At 71.6% G+C, this 17,084-nt stretch carries 13 protein-coding genes; 12 read left to right on the top strand and 1 reads right to left on the bottom strand.

Going from position 1 to position 17,084, the window contains the following annotated elements; genetic code table 11:
* The first annotated feature begins 71 nt into the window (after nt 1-71).
* Nucleotides 72-353 (top strand): HU family DNA-binding protein, encoded by a 282-nt coding sequence (locus H343_RS0123435; RefSeq protein ID WP_028433116.1) that lies wholly within the window; start codon nt 72-74, stop codon nt 351-353.
* A 159-nt stretch (nt 354-512) separates the two neighbouring features.
* Here H343_RS0123435 and murA read toward each other — a convergent pair whose 3' ends face one another.
* The gene (gene murA, locus H343_RS0123430) at nt 513-1,832 is read right to left on the bottom strand and encodes a UDP-N-acetylglucosamine 1-carboxyvinyltransferase (RefSeq protein WP_028433115.1); all 1,320 of its coding nucleotides are present in this window, start codon (nt 1,830-1,832) and stop codon (nt 513-515) included.
* Nucleotides 1,833-2,147: 315 nt separating this feature from the next.
* Between murA and H343_RS0123425 the strand changes: the two genes are divergently transcribed.
* The 11 genes from H343_RS0123425 to H343_RS36125 all read left to right on the top strand — a co-directional run.
* Nucleotides 2,148-2,795: a YqgE/AlgH family protein gene (locus tag H343_RS0123425; protein WP_028433114.1), complete on the top strand. Its 648-nt coding sequence runs from the start codon at nt 2,148-2,150 to the stop codon at nt 2,793-2,795.
* Nucleotides 2,796-2,806: 11 nt separating this feature from the next.
* The gene (locus tag H343_RS0123420; protein ID WP_028433113.1) at nt 2,807-3,109 is read left to right on the top strand and encodes a DUF3039 domain-containing protein; all 303 of its coding nucleotides are present in this window, start codon (nt 2,807-2,809) and stop codon (nt 3,107-3,109) included.
* A 454-nt stretch (nt 3,110-3,563) separates the two neighbouring features.
* A complete protein-coding gene (locus H343_RS0123415; RefSeq protein ID WP_028433112.1) occupies nt 3,564-4,865 on the top strand; it encodes an extracellular solute-binding protein in 1,302 nt (433 codons plus the stop codon).
* Nucleotides 4,862-5,830 (top strand): carbohydrate ABC transporter permease, encoded by a 969-nt coding sequence (locus H343_RS0123410; protein WP_028433111.1) that lies wholly within the window; start codon nt 4,862-4,864, stop codon nt 5,828-5,830. Before H343_RS0123415 ends, H343_RS0123410 begins: the two co-directional genes overlap by 4 nt.
* A gap of 101 nt (nt 5,831-5,931) precedes the next feature.
* On the top strand, nt 5,932-6,759 hold the full coding sequence (locus H343_RS0123405) for a carbohydrate ABC transporter permease (protein WP_028433110.1): 828 nt from the start codon (nt 5,932-5,934) through the stop codon (nt 6,757-6,759).
* A 48-nt stretch (nt 6,760-6,807) separates the two neighbouring features.
* Complete coding sequence (locus tag H343_RS0123400; RefSeq protein ID WP_028433109.1) at nt 6,808-8,583, top strand: beta-N-acetylhexosaminidase; 1,776 nt, start codon at nt 6,808-6,810, stop codon at nt 8,581-8,583.
* Nucleotides 8,584-9,049: 466 nt separating this feature from the next.
* Nucleotides 9,050-9,910 carry an FAD binding domain-containing protein gene (locus H343_RS0123395; RefSeq protein ID WP_486587030.1) on the top strand — a complete coding sequence of 287 codons (861 nt, stop codon included), beginning with the start codon at nt 9,050-9,052 and terminating at the stop codon, nt 9,908-9,910.
* Nucleotides 9,907-12,006, top strand: a complete 2,100-nt coding sequence (locus tag H343_RS36130) for a 2Fe-2S iron-sulfur cluster-binding protein (RefSeq protein WP_051265895.1) — start codon at nt 9,907-9,909, stop codon at nt 12,004-12,006. Before H343_RS0123395 ends, H343_RS36130 begins: the two co-directional genes overlap by 4 nt.
* A gap of 292 nt (nt 12,007-12,298) precedes the next feature.
* Nucleotides 12,299-14,632 carry a molybdopterin cofactor-binding domain-containing protein gene (locus H343_RS0123385; protein WP_028433107.1) on the top strand — a complete coding sequence of 778 codons (2,334 nt, stop codon included), beginning with the start codon at nt 12,299-12,301 and terminating at the stop codon, nt 14,630-14,632.
* Between the two features lie 303 nt (nt 14,633-14,935).
* Complete coding sequence (locus H343_RS32465) at nt 14,936-15,454, top strand: hypothetical protein (RefSeq protein WP_051265892.1); 519 nt, start codon at nt 14,936-14,938, stop codon at nt 15,452-15,454.
* Between the two features lie 51 nt (nt 15,455-15,505).
* Nucleotides 15,506-17,084, top strand: a 1,579-nt coding sequence (locus H343_RS36125) for a WXG100 family type VII secretion target (protein ID WP_486587029.1), incomplete at its 3' end; no start/stop codon positions are given.

The raw sequence follows: 17,084 nt of genomic DNA, 5'->3' as shown, positions 1-17,084 counted from the left end.
TCATATGGCCCTGGCAGCATCGGCTTCGATCTCACGCCTCATCGGCAAGAAGAACACGGGAGTAACGAGTTATGAACCGCAGTGAGCTGGTGGCCGCTCTGTCCGAGCGCGCCGAGGTGACCCGTAAGGACGCCGACGCCGTTCTGGCCGCCCTCGCCGAGACCGTCGGCGAGGTCGTCTCCAAGGGCGACGAGAAGGTCACGATTCCCGGCTTCCTCACCTTCGAGCGCACGCACCGTGCGGCTCGCACCGCGCGGAACCCGCAGACCGGCGACCCGATCGAGATCCCGGCCGGATACAGCGTGAAGGTGTCGGCCGGGTCCAAGCTCAAGGAATCCGCCAAGGGCAAGTAAGGGGCCCGGAGCGGCTGTCGGCCGCTCCAAGCCGCGCCCGCCGAAGGGGCGGTCACCCGGACTCCCGGGTGACCGCCCCTTCGTGTGCGTTCTCCTGTGCGTCTCCTGCGCTTCTCCCGCGTGCTCGCCGGGACTTCGCGCGTCCGCGGCGGCACCCGCCTACGGGAGCTCCACCTTGGCCCCGAGTTCGCCCAGCTTGTGCATGAAGTTCTCGTAGCCCCGGTTGATCAGGTCGATGCCGTGGACGCGTGAGGTGCCCTGGGCGGCCAGGGCCGCGATGAGGTACGAGAAGCCGCCGCGCAGGTCCGGAATGATCAGATCGGCGCCCTGCAGCTTCGTCGGCCCGGAGACCACCGCGGAGTGCAGGAAGTTGCGCTGCCCGAAGCGGCAGGCCGAGCCGCCCAGGCATTCGCGGTAGAGCTGGATGTGGGCGCCCATCTGGTTCAGCGCGGAGGTGAAGCCCAGCCGCGACTCGTAGACCGTCTCGTGCACGATGGACAGGCCCGTGGCCTGGGTGAGCGCGACCACCAGGGGCTGCTGCCAGTCGGTCTGGAAGCCGGGGTGCACGTCCGTCTCCAGCGCGATCGACTTCAGCGGCCCGCCGGGGTGCCAGAAGCTGATGCCCTCGTCGAGGACCTCGAAGGCGCCGCCGACCTTGCGGAAGGTGTTGAGGAAGGTCAGCATCTCCAGCTGCCGCGCCCCCCGCACGAAGACACGGCCCTCGGTGGCCAGCGCCGCGCTCGCCCAGGAGGCCGCCTCCAGGCGGTCGGGGAGGGCGCGGTGCGTGTAGCCGCCCAGCTTGTCGACGCCGGTGATGCGGATCGTACGGTCCGTGTCCACCGAGATGATCGCGCCCATCTTCTGCAGGAGGCAGATGAGGTCCTCGATCTCGGGCTCGACGGCGGCGTTGCTCAGCTCCGTGGAGCCCTCGGCGAGCACCGCGGTGAGCAGTACCTGCTCGGTGGAGCCCACGGAGGGGTAGGGCAGGCGGATCTTGGTGCCGCGCAGCCGCTGCGGTGCCTCCAGGTACTGGCCGTCGGCGCGCTTCTCGATCGTCGCGCCGAACTGGCGCAGGACGTCGAAGTGGAAGTCGACGGGACGGCCGCCGATGTCGCAGCCGCCCAGGCCGGGGATGAACGCGTGCCCCAGGCGGTGCAGCAGCGGACCGCAGAAGAGGATCGGGATGCGGGACGAGCCGGCGTGCGCGTCGATGTCGGCGACGTTGGCGCTCTCGACGTACGACGGGTCGAGCACCAGTTCCCCGGGCTCCTCGCCGGCGGTGACCGTCGTGCCGTGCAGTTGCAGAAGCCCGCGGACGACACGCACGTCGCGGATGTCGGGCACGTTGCGCAGCCGGCTGGGCTCGCTGCCGAGAAGCGCGGCGACCATCGCCTTCGGTACGAGGTTCTTCGCTCCGCGGACTCGGATCTCGCCATCGAGCGGGGTACCGCCGTGGACAAGCAGGACGTCGTCGGTCATGGATCTCGCGTTCCTGAAGACGATTGGGGCTGGGGGGTGTTGCTATGACTCCCCGCGGTGCAGCCCTGGGGCAGAAAGCAATCGTAATGGCCCCGTGGCCCCGGCGCTCAGGGACGACAGCGGGCAGAGAGGCCCCCGCACGCGGCGTATCACGCTGTGTGAGGGAATTGTGCCGAGTTGTAGCCGAAGTTGCGGATTCGCCGAAGGTCGCCCGGGGTGTGCTGCATGGCCTGTGACCAGGGTGTACGTCCGATGTGGGGTGCCCGATCCCGGCGTTGGCCCACACGGAAGGCACAGGTGGGGGATCATTGCCGTATGACCGAGGTGTCCTCGCTCACCGGGCGGCTGCTCGTCGCCACCCCGGTACTGGCTGACCCGAACTTCGACCGCGCCGTGGTGCTGCTGCTCGACCACGACCGGGAGGGGTCGCTCGGTGTGGTGCTCAACCGCCCGACCCCCGTCGACGTCGTCGACATCCTCGAACCCTGGGCCGCGCTCGCCGGAGAGCCCGGCGTCGTCTTCCAGGGCGGTCCCGTCTCGCTGGACGCGGCTCTCGGTGTGGCGGTGGTGCCCGCGCCGCCGGGCGGGGGTCCGGCCGGAGCGACGGCCGCGCAGGGAGGGCGTCGCTCCAGCGCGGGCGGCGACGGGCGGGAGGAGGCCGAGCCGGACGGCCCGCTGGGCTGGCGGCGAGTGCACGGCGCGATCGGGCTGGTCGACCTGGAGGCCCCGCCGGAGCTGCTCGCCGCAGAGCTGGGCTCGCTGCGCATCTTCGCCGGGTACGCGGGCTGGGGCCCGGGACAGCTGGAGAAGGAGCTGGCCGAGGGCGCGTGGTACGTGGTCGAGTCGGAACCGGGCGACGTCTCCTCCCCGGCGCCGGAGCAGCTGTGGCGGTCCGTACTGCGGCGACAGCGCAGCGAACTGGCGATGGTGGCCACATACCCGGACGACGCTTCGCTGAATTAGGCTTGGTCCGCATGAGCACTCTTGAGCCTGAGCGCGGTACGGGCACCGGCACGCTCGTCGAGCCGACCCCGCAGACGTCGCACGGAGACGGTGATCACGAACGGTTCGCCCATTACGTCCAGAAGGACAAGATCATGGCGAGCGCGATGGACGGCACTCCCGTCGTCGCGCTGTGCGGCAAGGTCTGGGTGCCCGGTCGCGACCCCAAGAAGTACCCGGTGTGTCCCATGTGCAAGGAGATCTACGAGACCATGACCGCCGGTGGTGACAAGGACGGCAAAGGCGGCAAGGACGGCAAGGGGGACGGCAAGTAGCCCCCGGGTGACAGCCGCGCCTCTTCCGTGCCGCCGGTCCCGTAGCGCTCGTGCGGCTCGTGCCCACGGTGAGACGGCGCCGGCAGCACCGGCGCCGGCAGCACCGGCGCCGTCGGTAGCGGTACCGGCTCGGTGACACCCGCTCGGCCCGTGCGTTCCGCGTAAGGCTCACAGCGCGTCCTGCCCGCCCCCGCAGAGGGGCGCGGCAGGGCGCGCTGCTGTGTGCGCGGGGGTGCGGGCGCAGGGCACGCGCGGGGGAGGCGGTGTCAGTCGGGGCCTGGTGGTGCCGGGCGGTGTCCGGTGGACGCGGACCCGGCGGGCTGAGTGCTCGTCACGGATTGGTCGAGACCTATTGCCCCGGCGGGTGGCGGCTCGTAGTCTCCTGCGGAAGTTGTGCGACGCGAAACTTGCGTTGCGAATTCTGCAACGCCTGAAGAGGGTTGGGGGACTCGCCGTGAAGTCGGCCGTACGAACAGCCGCATCGGTGGCGGCACTCGCCATGGCAGGGACGCTGCTGGCGGGGTGCGCCCCGTCCACATCCGGCGGCGGGCCGGAGAAGGACGACAAGAGCGGCACCCTGCGCGTGTGGCTCTTCCGCGAAGTCGGCAACAAGCCCAAGGAGCGCGTCGTCGGCGACGTCGTGCGGGATTTCGAGAAGCGGCACGAGGGCGTGGACGTCGATGTGCAGTACATCCCCGTCGACAGCCGGGCCGAGAAGATCAAAGGCGCCTTCAACGACCCCGGCTCCGCACCCGACCTGATCGAGTACGGCAACACCGACACGGCCGGCTACGTCCGGAGCGGCGGACTGGCCGACGTGAGCCGCGAGTTCTCCGAGTGGCCGCAGGCGCGGGACCTGGACGCCACCGCGAAGGAAGCGGTGACCGTCGCAGGCAAGGTCTACGGCGCGCCGCTCTTCGTCGGTGTGCGGGCGCTGTACTACCGCACGGACGTCTTCGGCGACCTCGGTGTCGACGTCCCGCGCACACTCGGTGAAGTCGCCTCCGCCGCACGGAAGATACGCGCCGAGCGCCCCGGCATGTACGGACTGGCCGTCGGCGGTGCCTACACCTACGGTGCGATGCCCTTCATCTGGGCGCACGGCGGCGAACTGGCGAAGGAGAACGGCTCCGGCGAGTACACCGCGGCGATCGACGGGGCGCGCGCGAAGAAGGGGATCGCCGCCTACACCGGCCTGTTCGGCGACGACAACTGCCCGGCCGAGAAGTGCGCCCGGATGGGCGGGAACGAGACCGTCGAGGCCTTCGCCGCGGGCAAGGCCGGCATGGTCGTCGGCGGCGACTTCAACCGGCAGGCCATGGAGGACGGAGAGGTCCGGGGCGACTACGGCGTCGTACCGCTGCCGGGAACCGGGCGCGGCAGCATCGCGCCCGCGTTCGCCGGGGGCAACAACATCGGCGTACTGAAGAGCACTTCGCACCGCACCCTCGCCGTGGACCTGATGCGGGAGCTGGCGGGGAAGGAGACGCAGCGCGAACTCTTCGACGCCATGGGGTTCCTGCCCACCTTCACCGACACCCGCGCGCGGGCGGCGAAGGAGGAGCCCTTCGTCGAGCCGTTCGTGAAGACGCTGGAGGCGGGGACGGAGTTCGTACCGGCGACGCCCGCGTGGACAGAGATCGACGCCGGGCTCGTCCTGCCGACCATGTTCCAGCAGGTCGCCGGCGGGAAGCGCTCCGTCGGCGAGGCGGCGGGCGAGGCGGCGGAGAAGATGGACGAGGCGTTCGCCGAGTGAGCACCCCGGCGCCCGCCACGGCGCCGGTTCCCCCTCCGGCGCGCGCCCGTACCGACGCGGCCGGCCGGGGGCCGGCGAAGACGCCCGCACAGTCGGCCCGCTGGACTCCCTGGCTCTATCTGGCCCCGGCGCTGGCCGTCCTGGGCGGGCTGCTGGTCTACCCCGTCTACCAGCTGGGGCTGATCTCGGTCCTGGAGTACACCCAGGCGCAGGTCAGCGGCGGCGAACCCACCTCGTTCCGGGGCCTGGACAACTACGCCGAACTCTTCCGGGACGGCCAGTTCCGGTCGGTGCTGCTGGCGACGGTGCTCTTCGCCGCCGCCTGCGTCCTGGGCACCCTCACCACCGGCTGCGCCTGCGCCGTGCTGCTCACCCGCGTACGGGCACTGCCCCGGCTGCTGCTGATGCTGGCCGCTCTCGGGGCCTGGGCCACTCCCGCCATCACCGGCTCCACCGTCTGGGTCTTCCTCTTCGACGCCGACTTCGGCCCCGTCAACAGGGTGCTGGGGCTGGGGGACTTCTCCTGGACGTACGGACGTATGAGCGCTTTCACTCTCGTGCTGCTCGAAGTGGTGTGGTGCTCGTTCCCGCTCGTGATGGTGACCGTCTACGCGGGCATCAAGGCCATTCCCGGGGAAGTGCTGGAGGCCGCCTCGCTCGACGGCGCGAGCCAGTGGCGCGTCTGGCGGAGTGTGATGACGCCGATGCTCCGGCCGATTCTGCTCGTCGTCACGATCCAGTCGGTCATCTGGGACTTCAAGGTCTTCACGCAGATCTACGTGATGACGGGAGGCGGCGGCATCGCGGGACAGAATCTCGTGCTCAACGTGTACGCGTATCAAATGGCGTTCGCCTCCTCGCAGTACAGCCTCGGCTCGGCGATCGGAGTGGTGATGCTGATCATTCTGCTCGGTGTCACGCTGGTGTATCTGCGGCTGCTGCGGCGGAGGGGTGAGGAGCTGTGACCGCTCCACGGCTGCGGACGCGGGCCCTGCCGCGGACTTCCCCCGGGACACCGTCCCGGACGCCCGGGCAGTCCTCCGCGCGGGCGGGCCGCTCGCGTCTCCTGCCGCGCAGACCAGGGCGGACGGCCGCGGAGGTCTGCGCCGTCGTCCTCGCTCTCGTCGTCGCCTTCCCGCTTTACTGGATGGTGCTCTCCGCCTTCAAGCCGGCGGGCGAGGTGCGGTCGGCGGATCCGGTGCCCTGGACGACGGCCCCTTCGTGGGACGCGTTCCGGCGCGTCTTCGAACAGCAGGACTTCGGGCGGTACTTCCTCAACAGCCTCACCGTGGCGGCGGTCGTCGTGGTGGCCTCCGCGCTGATCGCGTTCCTGGCGGCGACGGCGGTGACGCGTTTCCGCTTCCGGTTCCGTACGACGCTGCTCATTCTCTTCCTGACGGCGCAGATGGTGCCCGTCGAGGCGCTGACGATTCCGATGTTCTTCCTCATGCGGGACTTCGGCGCACTCAACTCGCTCTTCTCGCTCGTCCTTCCGCACCTCGCCTTCTCGCTGCCGTTCGCCATCTGGATGCTGCGCGGATTCGTCAAGGCTGTGCCGGAGAGCCTGGAGGAGCAGGCGAGAGTGGACGGGGCGAGCCGCACGCGCTTTCTGTGGCAGATCCTCTTCCCGCTGGTCTTTCCCGGCCTGGTCGCGACGAGCGTCTTCTCCTTCATCTCCACCTGGAACGACTTCCTGTTCGCCAAGTCGTTCATCATCTCCGCCACGGAGAACTCCACACTGCCGATGGCGCTGCTGGTCTTCTTCGACACCGAAACGCCGGACTGGGGCGGGGTGATGGCCGCCTCCACGGTGATGACGCTGCCGGTGCTGGTCTTCTTCGTCCTGGTGCACCGGCGTCTGGTCTCCGGGCTGGGAGGGGCCGTCAAGGACTGAGGACCGACGACGGCGAACGACGAGACCCGCCTCGAAGAAGGGAGTCCTGTGCCGCTCCACGATCTCCTGCCCGCGCCCCGCTCCGTCGCTCTGTCCGACGGCCCCGGCCCCGTCCTCACCCCGGCCACCGCGCTGGACGCCGGACCCGGCACCGAGGACACCGCACGCTGGCTGCGCGGCACGCTCGGACAGTCGGCGGGGCTCGCCCTGCCGCCCGTGACCGGCGCACCGCCACCCGGCGGACGGGACGGGGGACCGGGTGCCCTCGTCCTGCGCACCGACGAGAGCGTCGCCGCCCGGCTCGGCCCGGAAGGGTACGTACTCGACGCCGGCCCCGGCGGGGTGCGGATCACCGGCGGCGCCGGGCCGGGCGTCTTCCACGGTGCCCAGACCCTGCGCCAGCTCCTGGGCCCCGCCGCGTACCGGCGCGCGAACACCGCCCCGGACGGCGGCACATGGAGCGTCCCCGCGCTGCGCGTCGAGGATTCGCCCCGCTTCCCGTGGCGCGGCTACATGCTCGACGTCGCACGGCACTTCATCCCCAAGGACGGCGTGCTGCGCACCCTCGACCTGCTGGCCGCCCACAAGCTCAACGTGCTGCATCTGCACCTGACCGACGACCAGGGCTGGCGCGTGGAGATCCGGTCCCGCCCCCGCCTGACCGGGGTGGGCGGCACCCGCGCCCGTACGCGTGTGGGCCACCGGGGAGGGGCGCCGGGCGCGGAAGCTCTGTGGGACGAGCGGGCGCACGGCGGCTGGTACACGCAGGACGACCTGCGGGAGATCGTCGCCTACGCCGCGGACCGGCACATCACCGTCGTCCCCGAGATCGACATCCCCGGCCACTCGCAGGCCGCCATCGCCGCGTACCCCGAACTCGGCAACACCGACGTGGTGGACACCGCTTCGCTGGGCGTGTGGACCGAGTGGGGAGTGAGCCCCAACGTCCTGGCGACCGGCGACGGCGTCCTGCGCTTCTACGAGGGCGTGCTGGAGGAGGTGCTGGAGATCTTCCCCTCCCGCTTCGTGCACCTCGGCGGCGACGAGTGCCCCAAGGACCAGTGGCGCGCGTCCCCCGCGGCGCAGGCGAGGATGCGGGAGTTGGGCCTGCCGGACGAGGACGCCCTGCAGGCGCGGTTCGTAGGGCACTTCGCCCGCTGGCTCGCGGCGCGCGGACGCCGCCTCATCGGCTGGGACGAGATCCTGGAGGGCTCGGCAGGCGACCCGGCGGGCGACCCGGCGGGCGGCCTGGAGGAGGGTCCGGCGGACGGTCCGGAGGGCCGTCCAGTCAGCCGCACGGGCGGTCTCGCGGAAGGTGCCGCCGTCTCCTCCTGGCGCGGCCGCGCGGGCGGCATCACGGCCGCACGCGCCGGGCACGACGTCGTGATGTGCCCCGAGCAGGAGGTGTATCTGGACCACCGGCAGGAGGCCGGTGAGGAGGAACCGGTGCCTCTCGGCTACCTGCGCACCCTGCGCGACGTGTACCACTTCGAGCCCGTGCCACCGGAGTTGGCGGGCACGGGACACGAGCGGCACGTACTGGGCGCCCAGGCCAACATGTGGACCGAGTGCACCGAGAACCAGCAGCGCGTCGACTACCAGACCTTCCCGCGTCTCGCCGCCTTCGCGGAGGTCGTCTGGTCGGCCCTCCCCCCTCCGCACGGGCGGGACTTCGGGGACTTCGAGCGGCGGATGAGCCGGGCGCACTACGCGCGTCTCGACGCGATGGGTGTCAACTACCGTCCCCCGCAGGGCCCGTACCCCTGGCAGCGCCGGCCGGGCATTCCGGGCCGGCCGGCCGGAGGAACACCTGAGGCGGTGTGACGGCGGACGCGTGCGACAGCGAGCGCCTCCCCGCCCGCCGTGAGCGGCAGGACGGTCCGGCCGGCGGGACGGCGCGACCGCAGGCAAGGGCCGGACGGGCGGGAGTGGAGCGGCCCTCAGGACGGCATGCGCACCGCGGGGCGGCAGACGGCCCGTAGCACGAAATTCCGTACAGAAGCCGTCATCCGTGCGAGAAACACCAGGAGTGACGATTCCCCTCCTCCGGTGCGAGTGGGGGATTACGGTCCTTCGGGGAGGACAGGGACGAGGGTGATGTCCACTGACGGAACAACCCTTAACGGGCCCCCGGTCCGACTGCCCGCCGAGATGTGCCAGAGTTGCCTCGTCCGGGCTGTGAGCACGTACCGTACGGGCACGGTGGCCCGGACGGACCGGGGAAGGGGCGGCTGGTTTGAGCACGCACGCACAGCATGAACAACATGCGCCACAGGCTGTGCCGTCAGTCATGCTGCCGACCACACTCGACGAGGCCGTGTCGGCACTGGCCGCGGTGCCCGCGGCCGTGCCCGTCGCAGGCGGTACGGACCTGATGGCAGGCGTCAACTCGGGACAGCTGCGCCCCGCCGCGCTCGTCGGCCTCGGCCGGATCAGCGAGCTCCGCGGCTGGCAGTACCTCGACGGACACGCGCTCCTCGGCGCCGGCCTCACCCACGCGCGCATGGGACGGCCGGACTTCGCCGCCCTCATCCCCGCGCTCGCGGCCGGTGCGCGTGCCGCCGGCCCGCCCCAGATCCGCAACGCCGGAACCCTCGGCGGCAACATCGTCAGCGCCGCACCCACCGGCGACACGCTTCCGGTGCTCGCCGCCCTCGAGGCCACCCTCCTCGTCGCGGGCCCGGAGGGCTCGCAGCGTGAGATCCCGGTGAGTCACCTGCTGGCGAACGTCGAGATGCTGCGCCCCGGCGAAGTCGTGGGCCACGTACGGGTACCGCTGCTGCACGCGCCGCAGACCTTCCTCAAGGCGACCGGACGCACCGGGCCCGGCCGCGCGCTCGCGTCCGTGGCCGTCGTCCTGGACCCGGTGCGGCGCGGAGTGCGCTGCGCCGTGGGTGCGGTCGCGCCGATGCCGCTGCGTCCGCTGGAGGCCGAGCGGTGGATCGCGTCGCTCATCGACTGGGACGGGCAGCGCGGCCTCGCCCCCGAGGCGCTGATCGCCTTCGGGGACTATGTCGCGATGGCATGCATTCCCGACCCCGCGCCCTCCGAGGAGGGCGGCGAGGCTCCCGTACTTCCGCCCGCGGCTTTCCACTTGCGGCGTACGGTGGCCACACTGGCCCGCCGAGGACTCGGGAGGGCGCTCGCATGAGCAACGGCAACGGGTACGGCGACCCCAACGCCGGCCCGCACGGCAACGAATACGGGTACGGGTACGGATACGGCCAGGGGTACGGCGACGGCTACGGAGAGGGCCACCACCCCGAGTACGGCACCGGTCACGGCGACGAAGAGCGGCGCGCCTACCCGCAGGAGGGCTGGGGCGGCGAATCCGACGCGGACGCCACCGCGTTCGTCCAGCTCCCCAGCGGACCGCTGCCCCCCGCCGGAGCCGGAGCCGACGCGTGGGGACCGCTCGCCGCGCCCGGTACCGGCCAGGGCGGCTACACGCCGCCGCCGCTGGACCCCGCGCAGGTCGCCGGGCAGCCGGGGTCGGCGCCTCTCACGTCGGCCGCGACGAGCGACCCGTCGGGCACGGGGCAGTGGGCGCGTCCCTTCGGGCAGGAGGGGCCGGGCGCCGGCCAGTTCTACGGGCAGGACGAGGGTCACGGCGCCGCTTCGTACGCGCAGCAACAGCAGCAGTACCCGCCGCCGCACGTACAGCAGCAGGAACAGCGCTTCCCCTCGGCGCCCTCGGCGCCCTCGGCGTCCTCCGAACCCTCGGCGGACCCCGGCTCCGCCGCAATGGGACAGGGCGCGGCCGCCGCGCTCGCGGGCTCGCACGAGGCGCGTACGCAGCGCCGCCCGCTCGGCTCGGGCGGCGGCGTTCCGGAGGGCGAAGCGGAACGCATAGGACCCGGCACTTCCTCCGGCCCGGGGCAGACCGGGCAGCAGCACATGACAGCGGCACAGTTCGCGGATGCGCACGCGCGCCGGCAGGTTCCCTTCGACGGTCAGGGGGAGGGGCAGCAGCCTCAGGGGCCGGTCCCCGGCGCCCCGCAGAGCGCGGCAGACGGAGGCGAGTACGCCCCCGCACAGGACGGCAACGCCGTTGCCGCCGCGCACAGTACGCAGGACGAAGTAAAGAACGCACAGGACGCACAGGACGCCCGCGGGGCCGGCCCGGACCTGAGCGGTACCGACGGCAGTGGCCTGAACGGGGCAGGCTCCGAAGACAGCGGCGCCGCCACCGACAACGCCGCCGCCACCGACAGCGGCACCGAGGGCAACGGGCGCGCGGGCATGGGCACCGTGCGCTCCGGGCTGCCGTGGACACCGTCGTCGGGCCCCGCGCCGCAGCCGTCGCCGTCCGCGGACACCCCGGGCAGCGAGCACACCGCCACCGGCCACTGGGCCGCGGCCGGCCAGGACGGACCCGCTCCCGGCAACGGACGCGCCGACAGCCCCCCGGCTCCGGAGCCCTCCGCGGCGCCGGACGTACCCGCCGCGGGCGCGGCCCCGCACCTCTCTCCCGAGAGGCCGGCCGACGAAGCGCCGTCCGGACGGACGACCGAGGGAACACCCCCCGACGCGACGGGCCCCGACGCCACAGGCCCCGGAGAGACCGTCACCGACGACGGCGTCTCCGAGGAGGCGCCCGTCGAACTCGCCCCCGAACTGGGCGGCGAACACCCCCACGTGTCGTACGTCCTGCACGTCAACGGCTTCGACCGACCCGTCACCGACGCCTGGATCGGCGAGTCGCTGCTCTACGTCCTGCGTGAGCGGCTCGGTCTGGCGGGTGCCAAGGACGGCTGCTCGCAGGGCGAGTGCGGCGCGTGCTCCGTCCAGGTCGACGGCAGGCTCGTCGCCTCCTGTCTCGTCCCCGCCGCAACCTCCGCCGGCAGCGAGATCCGTACGGTCGAAGGGCTGGCCGCCGACGGCGCACCCTCCGACGTGCAGCGCGCCCTGACCGAGTCGGGCGCCGTGCAGTGCGGCTTCTGTGTGCCCGGGCTGGCGATGACGGTGCACGATCTGCTGGAGGGCAACCACGCGCCCAGCGAGCTGGAGACCCGCAAGGCCATCTGCGGCAACCTGTGCCGCTGCTCCGGCTACCGGGGCGTGCTCGACGCCGTTCACAAGGTCGTCACGGAGCGGGCGGAGCAGGCCGCACGCGAAGACGCGGAGGCGGAAGCCGAAGCGCAGGCCGCCGGGATGGACGAGCGGATGGCTGCCCCGCCGCGCATCCCGCACCAGGCGGGGCCGGGCGCGGGCGGCGCGTACTTCCCCGAGGGAGGCGGCCTATGAGGCGCCAGGGTTTCTCCGGTGCCGCGGCCCCGCACCCCGGCCGCCGGGCCGGTAGCCGGGCCCTGGGGCACCCCCGCCCGGCGGCGCCCGCCGGTACGGAACCCGACGGCGACGGCGGGGTAAGCGGCGCAGCCGCAAGCAGAAGCGGCAGCAGCGCGGGCAGCGGCGTGAGCGACAGCGCAGGCAGCGGCGCACGCGGCGGCGGACACGCAGGTGCACGCCGCGGCGGGCACGGAGGAAGACGACGCGGACGACGCGGACCACGCGCCGGACGATGCGGAAAGGCAGCGGCATGACCAGCACGGCCGACGGCCCCGGCGCCGTCACAGCGACCCCCGCCCAAGGCACCCCGCTCTCCTCCGACCCGGCCGACCGCGCCACGCACACGCACGGAATCGGCGTGTCCCTCCCCTCCACCGACGCACCCGCCAAGGCCGAGGGGACCTTCCCCTACGCGGCCGACCTGTGGGCGGAGGGCCTGCTGTGGGCCGCCGTCCTGCGCTCGCCGCACCCGCACGCCCGCATCCTCTCGATCGACACCTCGCAGGCCGCGGCTCTGTCCGGCGTGCACGCCGTCGTCACGCACGAGGACGTACCGGGCGACGCCGGACACGGACGCAAGGTCGCCGACCAGCCCGCCTTCGCACGTGACCTCGTGCGCTACTACGGCGAACCCGTCGCCGCCGTCGCCGCCGACCACCCGGACACGGCGAGGCTCGCGGCCGCCGCCATCGCGGTCGAGTACGAGCCGCTGGAGGCGGTCACCGACCCCGAGAAGTCCTTCGAGTCCGAACCGCTGCACCCCGACGGCAACCTGATCCGCCACATCCCGCTGCGCTTCGGCGACCCGGACGTGGCCGGCGAGGTCGTCGTCGAGGGCCTCTACCGCATCGGCCGCCAGGACCCCGCCCCCATCGGAGCGGAGGCCGGGCTCGCCGTGCCGCGTCCCGACGGCGGTGTGGAGATCTACACCGCCTCCACCGACCCGCACACCGACCGCGACCTCGCCGCCGCCTGCTTCGGCCTGCCGCCCGAGCAGGTCAAGGTCGTCGTCACGGGCGTCCCCGGCGCGATGGGCGACCGTGAGGACACCGGCCTCCAGGTGCCGCTGGGCCTGCTGGCCATGCGCACCGGCAGCCCGGTGAAGCTCGCGGCGACCCGCGAGGAGTCCTTCCTCGGACACGCGCACCGACACCCCACCCTCCTGCGCTACCGCCATCACGCGGACGCGGAGGGCAAGTTGCTCAAGGTCGAGGCGCAGATCCTGCTGGACGCGGGCGCGTACGCCGACACCACCGGCGACGCACTCGCCGCCGCCGTCTCCTTCGCCGCCGGCCCGTACGTCGTACCGCACGCGTCGATCGACGGCTGGGCCGTACGTACGAACAACCCGCCCTCCGGCCATGTGCGGGGCGAGGGCGCGATGCAGGTGTGCGCGGCGTACGAGGGCCAGATGGACAAGCTGGCGGCCCAGTTGCGCATGGACCCCGCCGAGCTGCGGCTGCGCAACGTACTGGCGACCGGCGACATGCTGCCCACCGGGCAGACCGTCACCTGCCCGGCACCCGTCTCCGAACTGCTGCGTGCCGTACGGGAGTCGCCCCTCCCCGCGCTGCCCAAGGACAGCCCCGAACGGGACTGGCTGCTGCCCGGCGGCCCCGAGGGCGCGGGCGAACCCGGCGCCGTACGGCGCGGCGTGGGCTACGCGCTCGGCATGGTGCACATGCTCGGAGCCGAGGGCGCGGACGAGGTCTCCACCGCCACGGTCAAGGTCACCGGGCCGGTGGCGACGGTCATGTGCGCGGCCGTCGAGACCGGCCAGGGGTTCTCCACGCTCGCCCGTCAGATCGTGCAGGAGACGCTGGGCATCGAGGAGGTGCACGTCGCCTCCGTCGACACCGACCAGCCGCCTGCGGGCGCCGGTGCGCACAGCAGACACACCTGGGTCTCGGGCGGCGCGGTCGAGCGGGCCGCGAAGATGGTCCGTGCGCAGCTTCTTCAGCCGCTGGCCGCCAAGTTCGGGATGACGACGGAGCTGCTGTCGATCGCCGACGGCAAGATCACCTCCTACGACGGAGTGCTCTCAACGACCGTCATGGAAGCCCTCGAGGGCAAGGAGCTGTGGGCCACGGCCCAGTGCCGTCCCCACCCCACGGAGCCGCTGGACGAGACCGGACAGGGCGACGCCTTCGTCGGGCTGGCCTTCGCCGCCGTACGGGCCGTCGTGGACGTCGACATCGAACTGGGCTCCGTGCGTGTGGTCGAGATGGCCATCGCACAGGACGTCGGACGGGTGCTGAACCCCCGCCAGCTCCACGCCCGTATCGAGGCGGGAGTCACCCAGGGCGTCGGCGCCGCGCTGACGGAACACCTGCGCATCGCACGCGGCGTGGTGCGCCGCCCCGACTTCACCGGCTACGCGCTGCCGACCGCGCTGGACGCTCCCGACATCCGCATCGTCAAACTCGTCGAGGAGCAGGACGTGGTGGCGCCCTTCGGGGCCAAGGCCGCCTCCGCCGTCCCGGTGGTCGTCTCACCGGCGGCGGTCGCCTCGGCCGTACGGGCGGCGACGGGGCGGCCCGTGAACCGGCTGCCGATCAGGCCGCAGGCGGCGGTCGGGGCGTAGCCCGTACAACCGGAGTTGCCACCGCCGGGGTTGACGGTGACCGCTGCCTTGCACGCGCGTGGAAGTGCTGTGAAAGACCGGAACCTGAGTACGGCACCCCATGCGCCAACTGTCGTACCCTGACAGGCTTTACGGACAGCACACATCCCGACATCGCGGGGAAACCGACCGCGTGGCCTGTTGTTTCAGTCCGATAGCGACTGTCGGGGGCGCGTGGCATCGTGTCGGGTCGAGTTACTACTCTGTATAGCTGCAACACGTGTGGCAGGTCGGCGGAATTCGCATACGGGGACGGTGGATGACATGGCGGTGCCGGACGACGCGGCCGGGAGGGCCGCGGTACAGCAGGGCATGACGCCGGGCACAGCGGGGGCGCTGAAGACCGAGCTGGAGTCGCTGCAGGGATTCAAGAAGCGCGTGGACGGGCTGCTCATGGAGCTCCGTGAATCCGAGGCCGACCCGAAACGCATCGGCGAGGAACGCATGGACGCGGGCACCCTCGGCGCCAACTTCGCCGAGGCCACCGGCCTCTACCGCGTCTACGGGCAGGTCCACGACCAGCTGACGACGCTCTCGCGACTGCTCTCGGGCCAGATCGACGGGCTGAGCATGGCGGTCAACGGTGCCGAAAAGGGCTACAGCGAGAACGACCACGAGGTCGCCCGCCGCATGTGGGCGATCCAGACGGAGCTCCAGAAGCACTACGACCCGAAGCGCGACCCGTACGCGGAAGACGGCAAGGGCGACGGCGGCGGCAGCGACGACCGGCCCAACCGAGGCAACGACGAGCAGCAGCAGCCCGGCGACGGCGGGAGTGCCTGATCGTGTTGCGATGCCGACGAGGGAACAGACGAGAGAGGAGCGCTGAGAGCCATGGGTAACTCCAGCGACAGCGGGGGCGGTTCCTTCTTCAACCCGGCACGGATCATCCAGGACATGTTCGTGGAGACGGACTTCGAATCCCGAGGTCACCCGGACATGGAGCAGATGATCGATGCCGCTCAGCCTGCCAGGGCGAAGCGACTGGGGGAGAAGCTCGTCCAGGCGGCCTCGGTGATCGACGACATCGGCATGGAACTCAAGGGCCGTAAGGACAAGGTCGACTGGGAAGGTGAGGGAGCCGACTCCTTCCGCAGCTGGGTCACGCAGATGTCCAGCGCGACCTTGCGTCTCTCCGAGATGAGCAAGAACGCCGGCGAATGGATGCAGACCGCTGCGGAGACACTGACCGAGGTCAAGAGGGATATGCCGAAGTACTCGGCGTCCTCCAAGGCGACCCTCGACGAGTACATGTCCCGCAACCCGGCCGGCCTCCTGACGCTCGGTTCACGTCAGGCGGACCCGCCGGGCGCGAACAGCGTGCTGACGGGCCCCTCCCAGGGCGAGGCGTACGACGCCAGCCAGAAACTGGCCAACGACCACGGCGAAGCGGTCCGCCAGATGAGGAAGCTGGCGCAGTCGTACTCCATGTCCTCAATGGCGATGGGCGCAACGGAGGCACCGACGTTCCCGCCTATGCCGGACGGGTGGATGCCGCCGAAACCTCCGGAAGGCGTCATGCAGGGCGGCCACATGGGCGCCTCGACAGTTGACGCAGCACCGGGAACCCAGTCTGCTTCGGCTGTTGGGTCGGGACCTGCCCCAACAGGATCGGCAACTCCTGACCCGACGCCGCAGATCGACCGTGCCGTAGGCACTGAGGTCGCGGGTGGCGTTGCCATGCCGGATGCCCCCACAGCGAGTCCTGCGACTACGGGCCCCTCGGCAACGTCGAACTCTGGGCAAACCGTCGGTGTACCGCCAGTAGCCCCTGTGACCAACGCAGGTATGGGCCGAGTCGCCGGTATGGGACGACCTGGGCCGATCAGCGGCAAGGCCGTACCCGGAAGCCCGATCGGACGCGCTCCTGGGATGCCGGGACAGGCAGGACTCGGCAACCCGCGTGCCATTGGTCGCCTTCCCGGTGACCACGGGAATGGCATCTATGGGGGCCGTCCCGGTACGTCAGCGAATGCGCAACCGCCCCGTGGCCTTGCTCGTGGCACAGTCATCGGTGCAGAAGGGGGGGCTCAGGGCCAGCAGAACCGAGGGCTCATGGGCCGGTCGGGAATGGGCATGGGGTCTGGCATGGGTGGTGCTGGCGCCAATCAGTCGGGAATCGTCGGGGGTCGGTCCTTGGCCCCGCGTCCTGGCGGCATGGTGGGCAATGCTCAGATGCGTCCGGGTACTCCTGTCGGGCAGCCGTTCACACAGGGTGGCTCCGGCCTTGCCCGGGGAGCATCGTCGACAGCAGCAAACTCCCTGTCCGGGCAGAGCACTCAGGCCGGCCGCGGGTTGGTCGGTGGAGCACTCTCGGGGCGCCCTGGTGAGCGGCGTGATGAGAATGGCCAACGGCCTCACTACCTCGTGGAAGACGAGGAAACTTGGTCGCCGGGGAAGCAGAGAACGGCGC

It is taken from the genome of Streptomyces sp. TAA204 (assembly GCF_000424965.1).
Note: the sequence above shows the minus strand (reverse complement) of the source record. Positions and strands in the feature narration are given on the sequence as shown.

Bases quoted from the DNA above. Each gene is read 5' to 3' on its own strand.
- H343_RS0123435 (WP_028433116.1), top strand. From the start codon at position 72: ATGAACCGCAGTGAGCTGGTGGCCGCTCTGTCCGAGCGCGCCGAGGTG.
- murA (WP_028433115.1), bottom strand. From the start codon at position 1,832: ATGACCGACGACGTCCTGCTTGTCCACGGCGGTACCCCGCTCGATGGC.
- H343_RS0123425 (WP_028433114.1), top strand. From the start codon at position 2,148: ATGACCGAGGTGTCCTCGCTCACCGGGCGGCTGCTCGTCGCCACCCCG.
- H343_RS0123420 (WP_028433113.1), top strand. From the start codon at position 2,807: ATGAGCACTCTTGAGCCTGAGCGCGGTACGGGCACCGGCACGCTCGTC.
- H343_RS0123395 (WP_486587030.1), top strand. From the start codon at position 9,050: ATGCTGCCGACCACACTCGACGAGGCCGTGTCGGCACTGGCCGCGGTG.
- H343_RS36130 (WP_051265895.1), top strand. From the start codon at position 9,907: ATGAGCAACGGCAACGGGTACGGCGACCCCAACGCCGGCCCGCACGGC.
- H343_RS0123385 (WP_028433107.1), top strand. From the start codon at position 12,299: ATGACCAGCACGGCCGACGGCCCCGGCGCCGTCACAGCGACCCCCGCC.
- H343_RS32465 (WP_051265892.1), top strand. From the start codon at position 14,936: ATGGCGGTGCCGGACGACGCGGCCGGGAGGGCCGCGGTACAGCAGGGC.